Annotated in this window: 14 protein-coding genes; 6 read left to right on the top strand and 8 right to left on the bottom strand. The window is 36.5% G+C overall.

All coding sequences use genetic code 11. The annotated features are described in order from the left end of the window. Nucleotides 1-6 precede the first annotated feature (6 nt). From ABIZ51_05825 to ABIZ51_05795, 7 genes are all read right to left on the bottom strand, one after another. Entirely contained in the window at nt 7-1,065 is a 1,059-nt protein-coding gene (locus ABIZ51_05825) for an efflux RND transporter periplasmic adaptor subunit (GenBank protein MEO7088294.1), read from the bottom strand. Beyond that, complete coding sequence (locus ABIZ51_05820; protein ID MEO7088293.1) at nt 1,062-1,568, bottom strand: MarR family transcriptional regulator; 507 nt, start codon at nt 1,566-1,568, stop codon at nt 1,062-1,064. Before ABIZ51_05820 ends, ABIZ51_05825 begins: the two co-directional genes overlap by 4 nt. A 149-nt stretch (nt 1,569-1,717) precedes the next feature. Beyond that, complete coding sequence (locus tag ABIZ51_05815; protein ID MEO7088292.1) at nt 1,718-2,410, bottom strand: 2-C-methyl-D-erythritol 4-phosphate cytidylyltransferase; 693 nt, start codon at nt 2,408-2,410, stop codon at nt 1,718-1,720. A 7-nt stretch (nt 2,411-2,417) separates the two neighbouring features. Next, nucleotides 2,418-3,467, bottom strand: a complete 1,050-nt coding sequence (gene queA / locus ABIZ51_05810; GenBank protein MEO7088291.1) for a tRNA preQ1(34) S-adenosylmethionine ribosyltransferase-isomerase QueA — start codon at nt 3,465-3,467, stop codon at nt 2,418-2,420. Nucleotides 3,468-3,568: 101 nt separating this feature from the next. After that, nucleotides 3,569-4,279, bottom strand: a complete 711-nt coding sequence (gene truB / locus ABIZ51_05805; protein ID MEO7088290.1) for a tRNA pseudouridine(55) synthase TruB — start codon at nt 4,277-4,279, stop codon at nt 3,569-3,571. Between the two features lie 33 nt (nt 4,280-4,312). Next, nucleotides 4,313-4,564 (bottom strand): DUF3098 domain-containing protein, encoded by a 252-nt coding sequence (locus ABIZ51_05800; GenBank protein ID MEO7088289.1) that lies wholly within the window; start codon nt 4,562-4,564, stop codon nt 4,313-4,315. Between the two features lie 12 nt (nt 4,565-4,576). Next, nucleotides 4,577-5,368: a permease-like cell division protein FtsX gene (locus ABIZ51_05795; protein MEO7088288.1), complete on the bottom strand. Its 792-nt coding sequence runs from the start codon at nt 5,366-5,368 to the stop codon at nt 4,577-4,579. 401 nt (nt 5,369-5,769) lie between these two features. Here ABIZ51_05795 and ABIZ51_05790 point away from each other — a divergent pair, with 401 nt between their 5' ends. Next, nucleotides 5,770-8,175 carry a T9SS type A sorting domain-containing protein gene (locus ABIZ51_05790; protein ID MEO7088287.1) on the top strand — a complete coding sequence of 802 codons (2,406 nt, stop codon included), beginning with the start codon at nt 5,770-5,772 and terminating at the stop codon, nt 8,173-8,175. 130 nt (nt 8,176-8,305) lie between these two features. On the opposite strand, the gene ABIZ51_05785 is transcribed toward ABIZ51_05790, so the two are convergent. Then, a complete protein-coding gene (locus ABIZ51_05785; GenBank protein MEO7088286.1) occupies nt 8,306-8,563 on the bottom strand; it encodes a type B 50S ribosomal protein L31 in 258 nt (85 codons plus the stop codon). 140 nt (nt 8,564-8,703) lie between these two features. Between ABIZ51_05785 and ABIZ51_05780 the strand changes: the two genes are divergently transcribed. The 5 genes from ABIZ51_05780 to dacB all read left to right on the top strand — a co-directional run bounded on the left by ABIZ51_05780 (nt 8,704) and on the right by dacB (nt 13,992). Further along, complete coding sequence (locus ABIZ51_05780) at nt 8,704-10,161, top strand: hypothetical protein (GenBank protein MEO7088285.1); 1,458 nt, start codon at nt 8,704-8,706, stop codon at nt 10,159-10,161. Between the two features lie 2 nt (nt 10,162-10,163). Then, on the top strand, nt 10,164-11,444 hold the full coding sequence (locus ABIZ51_05775) for a replication-associated recombination protein A (GenBank protein ID MEO7088284.1): 1,281 nt from the start codon (nt 10,164-10,166) through the stop codon (nt 11,442-11,444). A 76-nt stretch (nt 11,445-11,520) separates the two neighbouring features. Beyond that, nucleotides 11,521-12,147 carry a YkgJ family cysteine cluster protein gene (locus ABIZ51_05770; protein ID MEO7088283.1) on the top strand — a complete coding sequence of 209 codons (627 nt, stop codon included), beginning with the start codon at nt 11,521-11,523 and terminating at the stop codon, nt 12,145-12,147. A gap of 94 nt (nt 12,148-12,241) precedes the next feature. After that, nucleotides 12,242-12,487 (top strand): 4a-hydroxytetrahydrobiopterin dehydratase, encoded by a 246-nt coding sequence (locus ABIZ51_05765; protein MEO7088282.1) that lies wholly within the window; start codon nt 12,242-12,244, stop codon nt 12,485-12,487. A 50-nt stretch (nt 12,488-12,537) separates the two neighbouring features. Next, the gene (dacB, locus tag ABIZ51_05760) at nt 12,538-13,992 is read left to right on the top strand and encodes a D-alanyl-D-alanine carboxypeptidase/D-alanyl-D-alanine-endopeptidase (GenBank protein ID MEO7088281.1); all 1,455 of its coding nucleotides are present in this window, start codon (nt 12,538-12,540) and stop codon (nt 13,990-13,992) included. The last annotated feature ends 66 nt before the right edge of the window (nt 13,993-14,058 follow it).

The raw sequence follows: 14,058 nt of genomic DNA, 5'->3' as shown, positions 1-14,058 counted from the left end.
GAAAAATTATTTTTTCGAATCGATTTTTACAGACGCGCCGTCTCGAATAGACATAATACCAGTGGTAATAATTGAATCACCGGGTTGTAATCCACTGGTAACCTGAACTTCCGAATCATTCCGAATTCCAATATTTACGTCCTTAGCAAATGCTTTACCTGATTTGAATAAAAAAACTTGTTGTCCTTTTAAAACTGGAACAATGGCTTGTGTTGGCACCATCAATGCATTGTTTGTATGATTTAAAATTAGATGGACTTCCGCATAAGCACCCGGAAAAATTTTGTCATCTTTGTTTGGCGCCAAGGCACGCACATGAACGGTACGCGTATTCATATCCACTTTCGGTTCAATGGCGTAAATGATAGCATACAATGTTTTCGGAATACCTTGTATTTTAAACAGAATCGAATCGCCTTTATGTACGGCGTCCATGTATTTTTCAGGAATTGAAAAATCAATTTTTACAGGCTCTATTTCCTGAATAGTTGCGATGGAAACAGCAGGTGAAACATAGCTGCCTACGCTTACATTTCTCAAACCAACAATACCGTTAAAAGGAGCTTTTACTTCTGTTTTTACAATTTGCGCATTCAATAAATCAATGTCTGCTTTCACACTGTTCAGTGCGTTTAGCGCGATGTCGTAATCCTGCTGACTGATACCGTTTATCGTCAATAATTTTTTCTGTCTGGATTCCGTAATCACAGCAAGCTTTTCAGCCGATTCATCTTTTAATAACTGTGCTTGTAATTCGGAGTCATCAATTTTTAACAGCACTTGCCCTTTGGTAACTCTGCTGTCTTCTGTAAAAAAAAGATTGGTAATTTTTCCCGAAGCATCGCTTCTTAAATCCACTTCTTCATTCGCCAATACGCTTCCTGCCGTTTGAATATTTTCGTCTAACGACAATGGTTTCACAATAAACGTGGACACCAAAACTGCTTCGTGTTTCACTATCTCTTTTTGTGTTGAATTTTCATTCGGATTTTTTGGCTTTATCCAAATTAAAAGCGCAATTATAACAACTGCAATGAGAATCGCAATACGGTTCTTACTTTTCATTTTTTCACCTGCTTTTTAAATTTTTCATGCACGTACGCCTTTACAAATACTTTATTAGCAGGCATCTCAATAAGGTTTGCCTGCATTTTTTCAAGTATTTTGTAAAAAATAGTTAATTCTGTTTTACTGAAATTTTTAGTAGTCGCGGTATTCATGGTTTGTACCGCACGATTAATTTCTTTCATTTTTTTTAGCGCTTTTTGGGTAAGTTGTACCCAATATTCTCTTCTGTCATCGGGATTCATCACGCGTTTAATAAAATCCTTTTTAACCAAATAGTCGATAATACGTACCATAGCAGTTTTATCTACTTCCATACAATCTGCAATATATTGCTGCGTGCATTTATTACCTGAATTTTCAATAAGTATCAGAATCGAAAAATAGCGTTCTATTTCTAAATGTTCGAGTTTGTGGGTAAGCGCGCCGAAATACAACTTGGATAAGACGTTCAACTGCTTACCTATCGGCATTTTTAAACACATGATATTATTTTTATCCATCGAAAAATTAATTTTTCAGGCGCAAAAATAGTTATTATATACAATAGTTTACATAAATAACTATTAATATATACCAATACGTTTTTCTTATCGCTCTACCCTATTAAAATATCTTTAAAAAAGGTTCTCTCAATAAAATTTCAAAACAATTAAACAGTTTTATTTTTAAGAAGTACTTCGGCAATCAGCAAATCCTTGGGGCGAGTAATTTTAATATTTTCTGGATTTCCGTCAATCAAATGTATTTTTTCTCCCACAGATTCCACCACAGTAGCATCATCCGTAAAGGTGTATTTATATTCTTGTTCGTAGGCTTTTTTGATAATATCGGTTTGGAAACATTGCGGCGTTTGAATAATGCAATAACGCGATCGATCCACGGCAATACTGCGCGTAGATTCAATTTGTCGGATGGAATCGTTTAGAGGTACCGCAGGAACGGCATTTCCGTACATTTCGGCAGCTTTAAAAGTGGTGATAATTGTTTTGATGCTCACCAAAGGACGCACCGCATCGTGCACTGCCACATAACCTTGCTCCTGAATTAATGCCAATCCATTTTTTACGGAATGAAAACGCGTTTCTCCATTTTCGGCAATTTGCAAAGGAATAGTAAAGGAATGTTCAATGCAAAGTTTTTCCCAATACTCCATTTGAGATTTCGGCAAAACCAAAATAATTTCTGTATTGGGATCAGCTTCTACAAATTTGTTGATAGTGTGCATCAGCACCGGCTTTCCGTCTAATTTTAAAAATTGTTTCGGAATGGCATTGTTCATACGTATTCCACTACCTCCGGCAACAATGATACTGTATCTTTTGGTAGGAAGAACCGCTGTCATTTCTGTATTAGAGAATTAGCATGGCATCGCCATAACTGTAAAAACGATATTTTTCTTTGATAGCTTCTTTGTAAGCTTTCATGATTAAATCGTATCCGCCAAATGCGCAAACCATCATCAATAAAGTAGATTCAGGTGTATGGAAATTTGTTACCATGCAATTGGCAACGCTGAAATCATACGGCGGAAAAATAAATTTATTGGTCCAACCATTAAACGGATTCAAATGTCCATCTGTAGAAACGGAAGTTTCTATGGTGCGCATCGAAGTGGTACCAACCGCACAAATCCGTTTGTTCGCGTCTTTTGCTTTGTTTACAATAAGTGCGGCTTTTTCGGTGATCTCCGCTTGCTCCGAATCCATTTTATGTTTCGTCAAATCTTCTACTTCTACCGAACGGAAAGTTCCTAAACCAACGTGTAAGGTAACATTTGCAAAGTTGACACCTTTTAATTCGAGGCGTTTTAGTAATTCTCTACTGAAATGCAAACCTGCTGTTGGCGCGGCAACTGCGCCTTCTTTACTTGCGTAAACAGTTTGATAACGTTCTTTATCTTCTGGTTTTACTTCTCTTTTAATGTATTTTGGAAGCGGTGTTTCTCCTAAATTTTCAACCGCTTGTTTAAATTCTTCGTAAGGTCCGTCAAATAAAAAACGGAGTGTTCTTCCACGAGAAGTCGTGTTGTCGATTACTTCCGCCACCAACGTATCATCGTCACCGAAATACAATTTATTTCCAATTCTTATTTTTCTGGCAGGATCAACTAATACGTCCCACAAACGACTTTCTCGATTCAATTCGCGTAACAAAAACACTTCTATTTTCGCGCCTGTTTTTTCTTTATTTCCATATAAACGAGCTGGAAAAACTTTCGTGTCGTTCAAAATCATCACATCTCCATCGTTAAAATATTTAAGAATGTCTTTAAATATTTTATGCTCGATTTTTCCTGTTTTTCGGTCAATCACCATCAAGCGCGATTCATCACGATTTTGCGTAGGATTTTCTGCTAATAATTCTTTCGGAAGATTAAATTTAAACTGGGATAGTTTCATGAGGCGGAGTTGAATTTTTTTGAAATACGTATTTTTTAAGCCTGCAAAGCTAAGCAAATATCTGCAAAAAAATATTTTTTTTTAAGTCCTTTGAAAAAAGATTATTTCGAGAAGATTTTAGGGAGTGTTTCTTCGGAAATTTTTTTTTCAAATTCCTCGACGGACAAAGTATTTTCGAGCTTAAAATCGCCGATACGTGTTCTGCAAAGTGCGGTGAGGTGTGCACCACTATTTAGTTCTAATCCAAAGTCGCGTGCGATGGAACGGATATATGTTCCTTTACTGCACACAATTCGGAAATCCACTTCCGGTAATTGAATGCGCGTAATTTCAAATTCGCTGAGCGTAACTATTCTGGGTTTTATTTCCACTTCATCGCCTCTGCGAGCTTTATCGTAAGCTCTTTCTCCGTTTACTTTTACGGCTGAAAAAATAGGTGGAATTTGCTGGATTTCTCCGATGAATTTTTTTGTGGCTTCCAGAATTTTTTTTTCAGTGATGTGTTCGGTGGGAAAATGAAAATCAATTTCTTTTTCTTTATCGAAACAAGGCGTTGTGGCGCCTAAAAAAAAAGTTCCGATGTATTCTTTTTCTTGTGATTGATAAGTGGAAATTTCTTTCGTAAATTTCCCCGTGCAAATGATGAGAAGTCCTGTTGCCAAAGGATCCAAGGTTCCGGCATGACCGATTTTTATTTTCGTGCCGTATTTTTGTCGGAATAAATATTTTAATTTATTAACCGCTTGGAAGGACGTCCAACGATACGGTTTATCAAGCAAAATAACGTGTGCTGCGTTCGAAATGTCGAGCATGAAAATTATTGGCTTGAAAAAATAATTTTTTCGTTACGCTTTTTTGCGTTTCAAAATAGCGTATAAAACCGTTGCGTATCCTGCTAAAACAGTAATTGGCGCCAATGTAATTCTGCGGAAACTAAACAATTCATCAGCGTTAAATTTGTTTGGATCGGCTGATCCGCCGCCGCTCATAAACATAAATCCGATGGCAGAAATAACCACACCTGCAATTAAAATTTTGTAATTGGTAGCACTGAATAAGAATTCATTTGGCTTTTTTGTTTCTTTTAAATTGCTCATTGTTTTTATTTTTTAGTAATATAATTCATCTGATTTTAATCTTAAATACTTGCGTACAGCAAGAGAAGTGCTTATCCAAGAAATAATTATTCCCATTAAAATAACAGCAATAAAAAGTGTTCCAAGTATTTTTAGGTCCATCATTTTTATAAAATCAGGAAATTGTTTTCCTGCCAAATACATGACTCCGGCGAGCATCGCAAGTGCTATTCCTGCGGCATATACGCCATGTCGAATGCCGGTTAAAACAAAAGGCTTTCGGATAAAATATTGCGTAGCACCCACCAATTGCATGGTTTTAATGAGAAATCGTTTGGAATAAATGGATAAACGAATCGTATTGTGAATCAGCGCAAGCGAGATAAATAGCAGTAATCCGCTGAAAATTAAAATCACTAAACTAAGTTTATTCACGTTTTCATTCACCAAATTAATCAGTGATTTATGGTACACAAATTCTTTCACAATTTGGTTGGACGTCATGTCTTTTTCAATCCAATTAATGCTGTCGTTATTCGCATAATCAGCTTTCAAGCGGACATTAATGGAAGCCAGTAAAGGGTTATACCCCAAAAATTTCAAGAAATCCTCGCCCATATCTTGTTGTAATTTTTGAGCAGCTTCTTCTTTAGTCGTGTATTCTGTGGATTTTACGTAGTCCGAAGCATCCAATGTTTTTTGTAATTTTTGAATGTCGGCATCTTTTGCATTATCATTGAGAATCAGTTGGAAACCTAAATTTTCTTTTACTTCATTTGTCAAATTGCGTGTATTGAGTAATAAAATCGCAATTAACCCGAGCATAAAAAGCACCAACGAAATGCTTATAATCGTTGTAAACGAGGAGGATTGGAGTTTTCTTTTTGAATATTTATCGGACACCGTAAAAAAATTACTGCTGAAATTAAGGCTGCTAAGTTAAAAAAATAATAAATGCGTTGTTTTTATTTCTCGAGATCTTTTTGCCTTCTGAAAATTATTTTTTGTGATTATGAAATAAGTAAATGCCATATTCCTCAAAAAAACAGAATGTCTTATTTATATTAATAACCGTTCTAAAAATGGAATAACTGTTAAAAAAAACGAATAACTGGATTAGGTTTTTTAAAAAAAATATCCGAACATTGCAGTTTTAACACAAATATTTATTTATCCAAACAGAAAAATATTTTTTCAAATACCACTATAAGATCCAATCTATTATTATGAAAAAAATACTACTAACAGCCAGTTGCTTTCTATTGATGGCGCACAGCACTTTTGCACAAGTAAAAATTTTATTTGATGCCACGGAAGGTCAAACTGCAGGAAATGCTGATTGGGTGATAGATGCGGATGCACATAACGTGCAATACACCGGTACTGGTGGATTGCCCGTACAAGTAACTTCTACCGTGCAACAAGATAATGCTCAACGAATTCCAACTCCAGCTCAATCAGGCATTACAGCTTCAACGCCAGAAACATATTGGACAGGCGCTTTGTCTAATTGGGGAATTGACATGGTAAAAAAAGGGTATGCTGTAGAAACATTGCCAACATTTGATTCTATTACTTATGGCAATTTCAGTAATCCTCAAGATTTAAGTAATTACAAAGTTTTTATTGTGGATGAGCCGCAATTTCCATTTTCGGCACATACAAAATTGGCACTCATGAATTTTATTCATAATGGAGGCGGATTATTTATAATTTCAGATCATATAAATGCTTCTCGTACCAATAATGGATGGGATGCACGTGGAGTTTGGGAAGACTTTATTACCCATAATCCGGTAAGCAATACAGCGTTCGGTTTTAAACTTGATTCGGTGAATATTTCACCAACATCGGCTAATGTAAATCCTTCTTTAACAGATTCTATTATTCATGGTCCAGAAGGTAATTGTCCAGGCATGCAGTGGCATAATGGAACTACGTTTACACTTTATCCTGCTGAAAATTCGTCCATAACGGGAGATGTATTTATGGGTGCAGTTGGAAATACAGGTGTTATGGCCGGTCATGGAAGATATGGTTCTGGAAAATTTGCCTTTGAAGGCGATAGTTCTCCAGCTGACGATGGAACAGGTGATCGATATGGTGTTGCCAGTACTGGTGTTTACAACGGCTATACGGGAGATCCCACAAGCGCGCCAAGTACCGAAGAGGAAACTATTATTGTCAATACTACTATTTGGTTGGCTACAAGTAATTCAGCAACAACATTGTCTGCTACCACAACACAAACGAATATATCTTGTAATGGAGGAAACAATGGATCTGCAACAGTTACACCATCCGGTGGAACTCCAGCTTATACCTATTCATGGTCTCCAAGTGGCGGAACAGCTGCCACTGCAACAGGACTTGCTGCTGGAACCTATACTGTAACAGTAAAAGATGCTGCTTCAAGTACACAAACTGCATCAGTTACAATTACGCAACCATTAGCCATCTCAACTACAACAACTCAAACCAATGTTTCTTGTAACGGAAGCAACAATGGTAGTGCGAATATATCTGCAACAGGTGGAACACCAAGTTTTACCTATTCTTGGTCACCAAGTGGTGGAACTTCTGCAACAGCAAGTGGACTTGCTGCCAATACATACACGTGTACAATCACGGATTCAAAAGGATGTACAGCAACAAAAAGTGTCATTATTAGCCAACCATCTGCAATAACAACTACAACAACTCAAACCAATGTTTCTTGTAACGGAAGCAGCAATGGTAGTGCGAATATTTTTGCAACAGGTGGAACACCAGGTTATACATATTCTTGGTCGCCAAGTGGCGGAACTTCTGCAACAGCAAGTGGACTTGCTGCCAATACATACACGTGTACAATCACCGATTCAAAAGGATGTACAGCAACAAAAAGTGTCATTATTACTCAACCTTCTGCAATAACAGCTACTACAACTCAAACCAATGTTTCTTGTAATGGCGATAACAATGGTGTTGCCTCGGTTGCCGTTTCTGGAGGTACTGCTGGATATACGTATTCTTGGTCATCTGGTGGCGGTAATACAGCTTCAGCAAGTGGACTTGCTGCCAATACATACACGTGTACAATCACCGATTCAAAAGGATGTACTTCCACGGAAAGTGTTGTAATTACGCAACCATTAGCATTAACAGCTACTACATCAAGCACTAATTCAAGCGGTTCAGGAATAAACGACGGAACGGCTTCTACAAACCCTTCTGGCGGAACTTCTCCTTATACCTATTCATGGTCGCCAAGTGGAGAAACTACAGAAACTGCTACCGGATTAGCTGGTGGAATTTATACTTGCACTATTATTGATGCGAATGGATGTTCGATAGTTGAAACGGATACAGTAAATGTTTCTACTGGAATAGCTGTGCTTAACGGAATCTCATCTGGTATTTCATTGTATCCAAATCCTTCAGGCAATGACGTAAATATTGTTGTAGGTTCTATAAAAAATCATCCTGTGTTGTATTTTTACGACATACTTGGTCAGCAAGTGCAAGCAATCACAATCAAGAATACGCAAACTATCATCAGTAAAGGAACATTGCAAAGTGGCATTTATTTCTATCGATTGATGAACGATTTTGGAATGGCTGGAAATGGTAAATTGATCATTGTAAAATGATTTTTTTAGGACGAGGCGCTGAACCTCATCCTGAAAAATTATTTTTTTGAACCCATCTTTTGCTCTAAAAAAAACGCTTCGGAAAATTAATTTTCCGAAGCGTTTTTTTAATGAATTTTAAATCCAACTATTATTTGGCTTCTTTTTTCTGATAGCGTGTTCTGAATTTATCGACACGACCTGCAGTATCTACCAATTTTATTTTTCCGGTGTAAAAAGGATGCGACATATTTGAAATCTCCATTTTATACAAAGGATATTCTTTGCCGTCTTCCCATTTAATGGTATCTTTTGCTTCCACGCACGATTTGGTCATGAAAGTGTAATCGTTCGACATATCTTTAAATATCACAAAACGATATCCTTCTGGATGAATTTCTTTTTTCATACTGTTATGAATTAATTTTAGGACGGCAAAAGTAAGTATTTCTTCCGAGTTCTGCAAATGAGATTTAATATAATATTTTTCTTTTTTTCTCGTTTACTCTGATTTAACCTATATTTGTCGTACAAAGAACTCTTTTCCACATGAATTATTTTCGAAATTTTATCCTTAGTTTAACCATTATTTGTTTGCTTTTTTCTTGTAAAAAAGATATTTTCAGTCCAAACACCAACGTAAAATTAAATTTCTCTCAATCTACTGTTTACTTTGATACTGTTCTCACTACGGTTGGAACAGTTACTCAATCCTTCACTGTTTATAACCGCAACAGCCAAGATATAACAATTTCATCCATTAAACTGGCGCTTGGGAATACGTCCAATTTTCGGATAAATGTAGATGGCGTACCCGTTCCAGCATCCGGCATTACGAATGTATTGATTCGATCCAAAGACAGTCTTTTTGTGTTTGTGGCAGCTACCATCAATCCGACCAACCACAATAATCCTATCTTGATTCAAGATTCCGTTATGTTTCTTACTAATGGCAATACGCAAACTGTGGATTTAATGGCTTACGGACAAGATGCTTATTTTTATAAGCCCAACGTATTTCCGACAGATGGCAGCCCGCCTTACATTGTGTTAAATTGTAACGATGTTTGGAACAATGATAAACCACATGTGATACTTGGATATGCTGTTGTGAATAGTAGTTGTACACTCACCATCAATGCCGGGACGCAGGTGTACGTGCATAACAATGGCGTGTTGTATGTAAACTCTGGAGGAACATTAAAAGTTCAAGGAACGTATTCCAATCCAGTTACTTTTCAGGGTGATCGTTTGGATCCAGCTTATAGCACAGTTGCCGGACAATGGGGTAAGATTTGGCTTTCGCCCGGAAGTTTAAACAATACGATTGATTGGGCAATAATTAAAAATGGAACCGTTGGTGTTGAGGCAGATACACTTGGTCAGCCGATGTCCTCAGGACCTACGCTTAAAATAAGTAATACGATTATTAAAAACATGTCGAACCTTGCTATTGCGGGATTAGGCTCCTACATTACTGGCTTTAATTGTGTTTTCGCCGATTGCCAAAGTTATTCTGCAGCTTTTCAATATGGCGGAAAATATAGTTTTAAGCAATGTACGTTTGCCGATTATTGGTCTTCCAGCTATACTGCTACCGGCAGACAAACTCCGCTATTGCTGATAAATAATTGGTATCAAGATGTAAATGGGAATATTCAGCAACGTGCCATTGACAGTGCCTATTTCGGAAATTGTATTTTTTACGGAAATCTAAACAATGAAATTGGGTATGATTCTACCTACGGTGGGAACGGAAATTTTAATGTGTTTTTTCAAAATTGTTTGATGAGAACAACTTTACCTGTTTCAAACGGCTATCATTACAGCAATAATATTGTCAACCAAGACCCTCAATTTAATAATGTAACAAAAGAAGATTATACAATTGGCGGCTCTTCTGCCGTTATTGGCAAAGGAAATTCAATTATTGGAAATTGGTATCCTATGGATTTGAACAATAAACCGCGCATCAGCCCGCCCGACATTGGTGCTTATCAACATTAAAAATGACAACACTTGCGCCGCTTGCCGAACGACTTCGTCCTTCCGATTTAGATAATTACATCGGGCAGAAACATTTAGTGGGCGAAGGTGCTATTCTCCGAAAATCAATAGAATCAGGATTGTTACCTTCCATTATTTTGTGGGGACCGCCCGGAGTGGGAAAAACAACACTTGCCGGAATTATTTCTCAGCAATTAAAACGTCCATTTTATGCCCTTAGCGCGATTAATTCAGGCGTAAAAGACATTCGTGATATTATTGAAAAAGCGAAAGAAAAAAGCTTTTTCAACACCAATCATCCCATTTTATTTATTGATGAAATTCATCGTTTCAGCAAATCGCAACAAGATTCTTTACTGGGAGCTGTTGAAAAAGGCATTGTTACTTTAATTGGCGCTACAACCGAAAATCCTTCCTTTGAAGTTATCAGCGCTTTGCTTTCGCGCTGTCAAGTATATGTATTGAAATCATTGGAGAAAGAAGAGCTTTTAGAATTACTGCAAATCGCGATGAAGAACGATGAAATTCTTCGTCAAAAAAATATTTTTTTGAAAGAGAGCGAAGCGCTACTGCAACTTTCGGGCGGTGATGCACGCAAATTATTGAACATTTTCGAATTGGTTGTAAATACCATCAACACTGAAAAAATAGAAATTACGAACGACTTGGTTATTGCGAATGTGCAGCAAAATATGGCATTGTACGACAAAGCCGGAGAGCAACATTACGATATTATTTCTGCATTTATAAAATCCATTCGAGGAAGCGATCCGAATGCTGCTGTATATTGGCTGGCGCGGATGATTGAAGGTGGAGAAGATCCGCTTTTTATTGCGAGGAGATTGTTAATATTGGCTTCCGAAGATATTGGAAATGCCAACCCGACTGCTTTGGTAATTGCCAACAATTGTTTTCAGGCAGTAAACGCGGTTGGTTTTCCAGAATCGCGTATTATTTTATCGCAAACAGCCACTTATTTAGCCGCTTCCGCGAAAAGCAATGCCGCGTACGTAGCCATTGCAAAAGCGCAAGAAACAGTTAGAAATACTGGCAACTTGAGTGTTCCTTTACACATCCGAAATGCACCTACAAAATTGATGAAAGATTTGGGATACGGAAAAAATTATGCCTATTCGCATCAATACGAAAATAATTTTTCGGAACAAGAATATTTGCCTGAATCCATTGCAGGAAGCATTTTTTACGAACCTGGGAATAATCCGAAAGAAAAAGAAATTCGCGAAAATTTGAAAAAAAAATGGGGTAAAAAATATGATTATTGATTTGGAAATTTTGGTTGAAAAATAAAAAAACGCTACTTGTTTTTGATACAGAATCTGCGCGACAGTAAATAAATAATTGAAAAAATATTTTTTTGAACCCATGAATTTAAGTATTCCTGAAAAAGTAAAAGCAGTAGAATTTATTTTTCAAGAGCTTTCATCAGAAATTGAAAAATTTCAAAAAATCAGCGGATTGTCTTGTTTGACGGGCTGTTCGCAATGTTGCAAAAAACCAGATATCGAAGCAACGATTTTAGAATTTCTGCCCCTCGCCTATCATTTGTACGAAAATAATTTGGCTTACGAAAGTTTGGAACGTTTGCAAAAAAATCCGGACGATACAATTTGTGCACTCTTTACCACCACTAAAATTGGGAGTTTCGGAAGTGGTTGTTCCAATTACAATTACCGAGGTTTGATTTGTCGTTTGTTCGGTTTCAGCGCCAGCACGGATAAAAATGGGAATCCCCAATTGGCAACGTGTAAAATCATTAAAGAAAATCAGAAAAAAGAATACGATAAAATTGTGGAAGACTTGAAAACAGGAACTTCTATTCCGATTATGAATCAGTATTATATGAAACTTTTATCAATTGATATGAACTTGGCGAAAGATTTTTATCCGATTAACAAAGCCATGCAACAAGCCATTGAAACGGTTTTGACGTTTTACGAATACAGTAAAGCAGAAAATAACGAATAAAATAATTCTAAAAAATACGTTTAAAAAAATATTTTTTTGAAGCATTAAAAAATCAATCTCAAAAAAATTGTAATTTTATGCAAAACCTAAAAAAATGTGGATAGAAGAAAACAATCGTTTGAAAAAAAAATTTTCGTTTGCGGATTTTTCGCAAGCTTTTGCATTCATCACGCAAGTGGCTTTGCTCGCGGAAAAAATGAATCATCATCCCGAATGGAGCAATATATACAATAACGTATATATCCAGTTATGTACGCACGACGCAGGGATTTGCGTAACAGAAAAAGATAGAAAAATGGCGGCTGAAATTGATTTAATTTTAAACAGCTATTCTAAATGATCAAAAAAATATTTTTTTGCGTCTGCTTTTTCGGACATTTTTTTTTATTGATGGCGCAACAAAATTTGGATTCTTCTTTACTTCACTTAAACAGTGAAATTCGAAAACTAAATACCGATTCTTCCCTTATTCACGGTACTTGGAGCGTGTGCGTGATGGATGTAAATACGGGAAATGTGATGGCATCTTACAACGATAACATGTCTCTGATTCCAGCAAGCACGATGAAAATTATGACCACTGGCGCAGCTTTATCAATACTCGGAACGGATTATCGTTTTAAAACAAAAATAGAATACGATGGTTTTATAAAAGCTGGCGTTTTGTACGGAAACCTTTATATCAAAGGCGGAGGAGATCCTTCTTTAGGTTCTGAATATTTTAAAAAGAAAAATGACAGCACCGATTTGATGGACGATTTCGCAAAAATTATTCAGAAAAAAGGTATTAAAAAAATTACAGGAAGCATTATTTCCGACGCCAGTATTTTTGATTTTAATACCACTTCCGACGAATGGGTTTGGGGAGATATGGGAAATTATTATGGTTCTGGCGCCTGTGGACTTTCTTACCGTGATAATTTATACACTGCTTTTTTTGATTCTGGAAATGAAAAAGACGATTCCACAAAATTAGATACAATCATTCCTTACATCCCGAATTTAAAAATTATGAATAACCTGAGAACAGGTGAGGCTCGAGATAATAGCATGATTTACACCGCGCCTTATAGAAATTTTGCAAATATCTGCGGAACAATTCCTGCCCATAAAAAAGGCTTTCAAGTAAAAGGAACTATTCCTGATCCTGCTTTTTTTTGTGTTTATTCTTTGTACGAAGCTTTACTGAAAAAAAATATTTCGGTAGCTGAAATTCCAATAAACAGCGTCGATTTATATCTACAAGAACAAAAAGAAAAATCTTCCGAAAAAGAAAAAAATAAAAAACCGGAACGTCATACAATTTACACATATCAGTCGCCAACACTTGATAACATTGTATATTATACCAATATGTTTAGCATTAATTTATTTGCAGAACATTTGCTGAAAACTTTAGGTGTTGAAAAATACCATTACGGAAATGAACGCAGCGGAATAAACGCAGTGGAAAATTTTTGGAAATCGAAAGGCATGGATTTAAAAGGATTGTACATGATGGATGGTTGCGGTTTGGCGCGTGCAGATGTGATTACCACTTTTCAGGAAACGTTTGCTCTAAAAATTATTGCCAACGATTCTCTTATTTTTCCAGCCTTTTACGCCTCTTTGCCCGTTGCCGGAGAAACAGGATCGTTACACAACATGCTCAAACACACGTATGCCGACGGAAATATGCACGCCAAAAGTGGTTATGTTTCGCGCGACAGAAGTTATGCCGGTTATGTAAAAGATAAAGACGGTCATTTGATTTGTTTCTCGATTATCGCTAATAATTACGAATGTTCTGCCTCAGATATGAAGAAAAAAATGGAGCGCATAATGCTTTGTATTGCGGAATTGTAATAACGAAACCTCGACTTCAAAAAAATAATTTTTCAAAGTGTAAAAACTTTCGCTTTTTTGTTTTTG

Source organism: Bacteroidia bacterium, from assembly GCA_039924845.1.
Taxonomy (GTDB): Bacteria; Bacteroidota; Bacteroidia; order DATLTG01; family DATLTG01; genus DATLTG01.
The sequence above is the reverse complement of the archived record's forward strand: the minus strand, read 5'-3'. Positions and strand labels throughout refer to the sequence as shown.

What these genes read in the sequence shown, in the direction of transcription:
- ABIZ51_05825 (MEO7088294.1), bottom strand. Translation starts at nt 1,065, where the DNA reads ATGAAAAGTAAGAACCGTATTGCGATTCTCATTGCAGTTGTTATAATT.
- ABIZ51_05820 (MEO7088293.1), bottom strand. Translation starts at nt 1,568, where the DNA reads ATGGATAAAAATAATATCATGTGTTTAAAAATGCCGATAGGTAAGCAG.
- ABIZ51_05815 (MEO7088292.1), bottom strand. Translation starts at nt 2,410, where the DNA reads ATGACAGCGGTTCTTCCTACCAAAAGATACAGTATCATTGTTGCCGGA.
- queA (MEO7088291.1), bottom strand. Translation starts at nt 3,467, where the DNA reads ATGAAACTATCCCAGTTTAAATTTAATCTTCCGAAAGAATTATTAGCA.
- truB (MEO7088290.1), bottom strand. Translation starts at nt 4,279, where the DNA reads ATGCTCGACATTTCGAACGCAGCACACGTTATTTTGCTTGATAAACCG.
- ABIZ51_05800 (MEO7088289.1), bottom strand. Translation starts at nt 4,564, where the DNA reads ATGAGCAATTTAAAAGAAACAAAAAAGCCAAATGAATTCTTATTCAGT.
- ABIZ51_05795 (MEO7088288.1), bottom strand. Translation starts at nt 5,368, where the DNA reads ATGCTCGGGTTAATTGCGATTTTATTACTCAATACACGCAATTTGACA.
- ABIZ51_05790 (MEO7088287.1), top strand. Translation starts at nt 5,770, where the DNA reads ATGAAAAAAATACTACTAACAGCCAGTTGCTTTCTATTGATGGCGCAC.
- ABIZ51_05785 (MEO7088286.1), bottom strand. Translation starts at nt 8,563, where the DNA reads ATGAAAAAAGAAATTCATCCAGAAGGATATCGTTTTGTGATATTTAAA.
- ABIZ51_05780 (MEO7088285.1), top strand. Translation starts at nt 8,704, where the DNA reads ATGAATTATTTTCGAAATTTTATCCTTAGTTTAACCATTATTTGTTTG.
- ABIZ51_05775 (MEO7088284.1), top strand. Translation starts at nt 10,164, where the DNA reads ATGACAACACTTGCGCCGCTTGCCGAACGACTTCGTCCTTCCGATTTA.
- ABIZ51_05765 (MEO7088282.1), top strand. Translation starts at nt 12,242, where the DNA reads ATGTGGATAGAAGAAAACAATCGTTTGAAAAAAAAATTTTCGTTTGCG.
- dacB (MEO7088281.1), top strand. Translation starts at nt 12,538, where the DNA reads ATGGCGCAACAAAATTTGGATTCTTCTTTACTTCACTTAAACAGTGAA.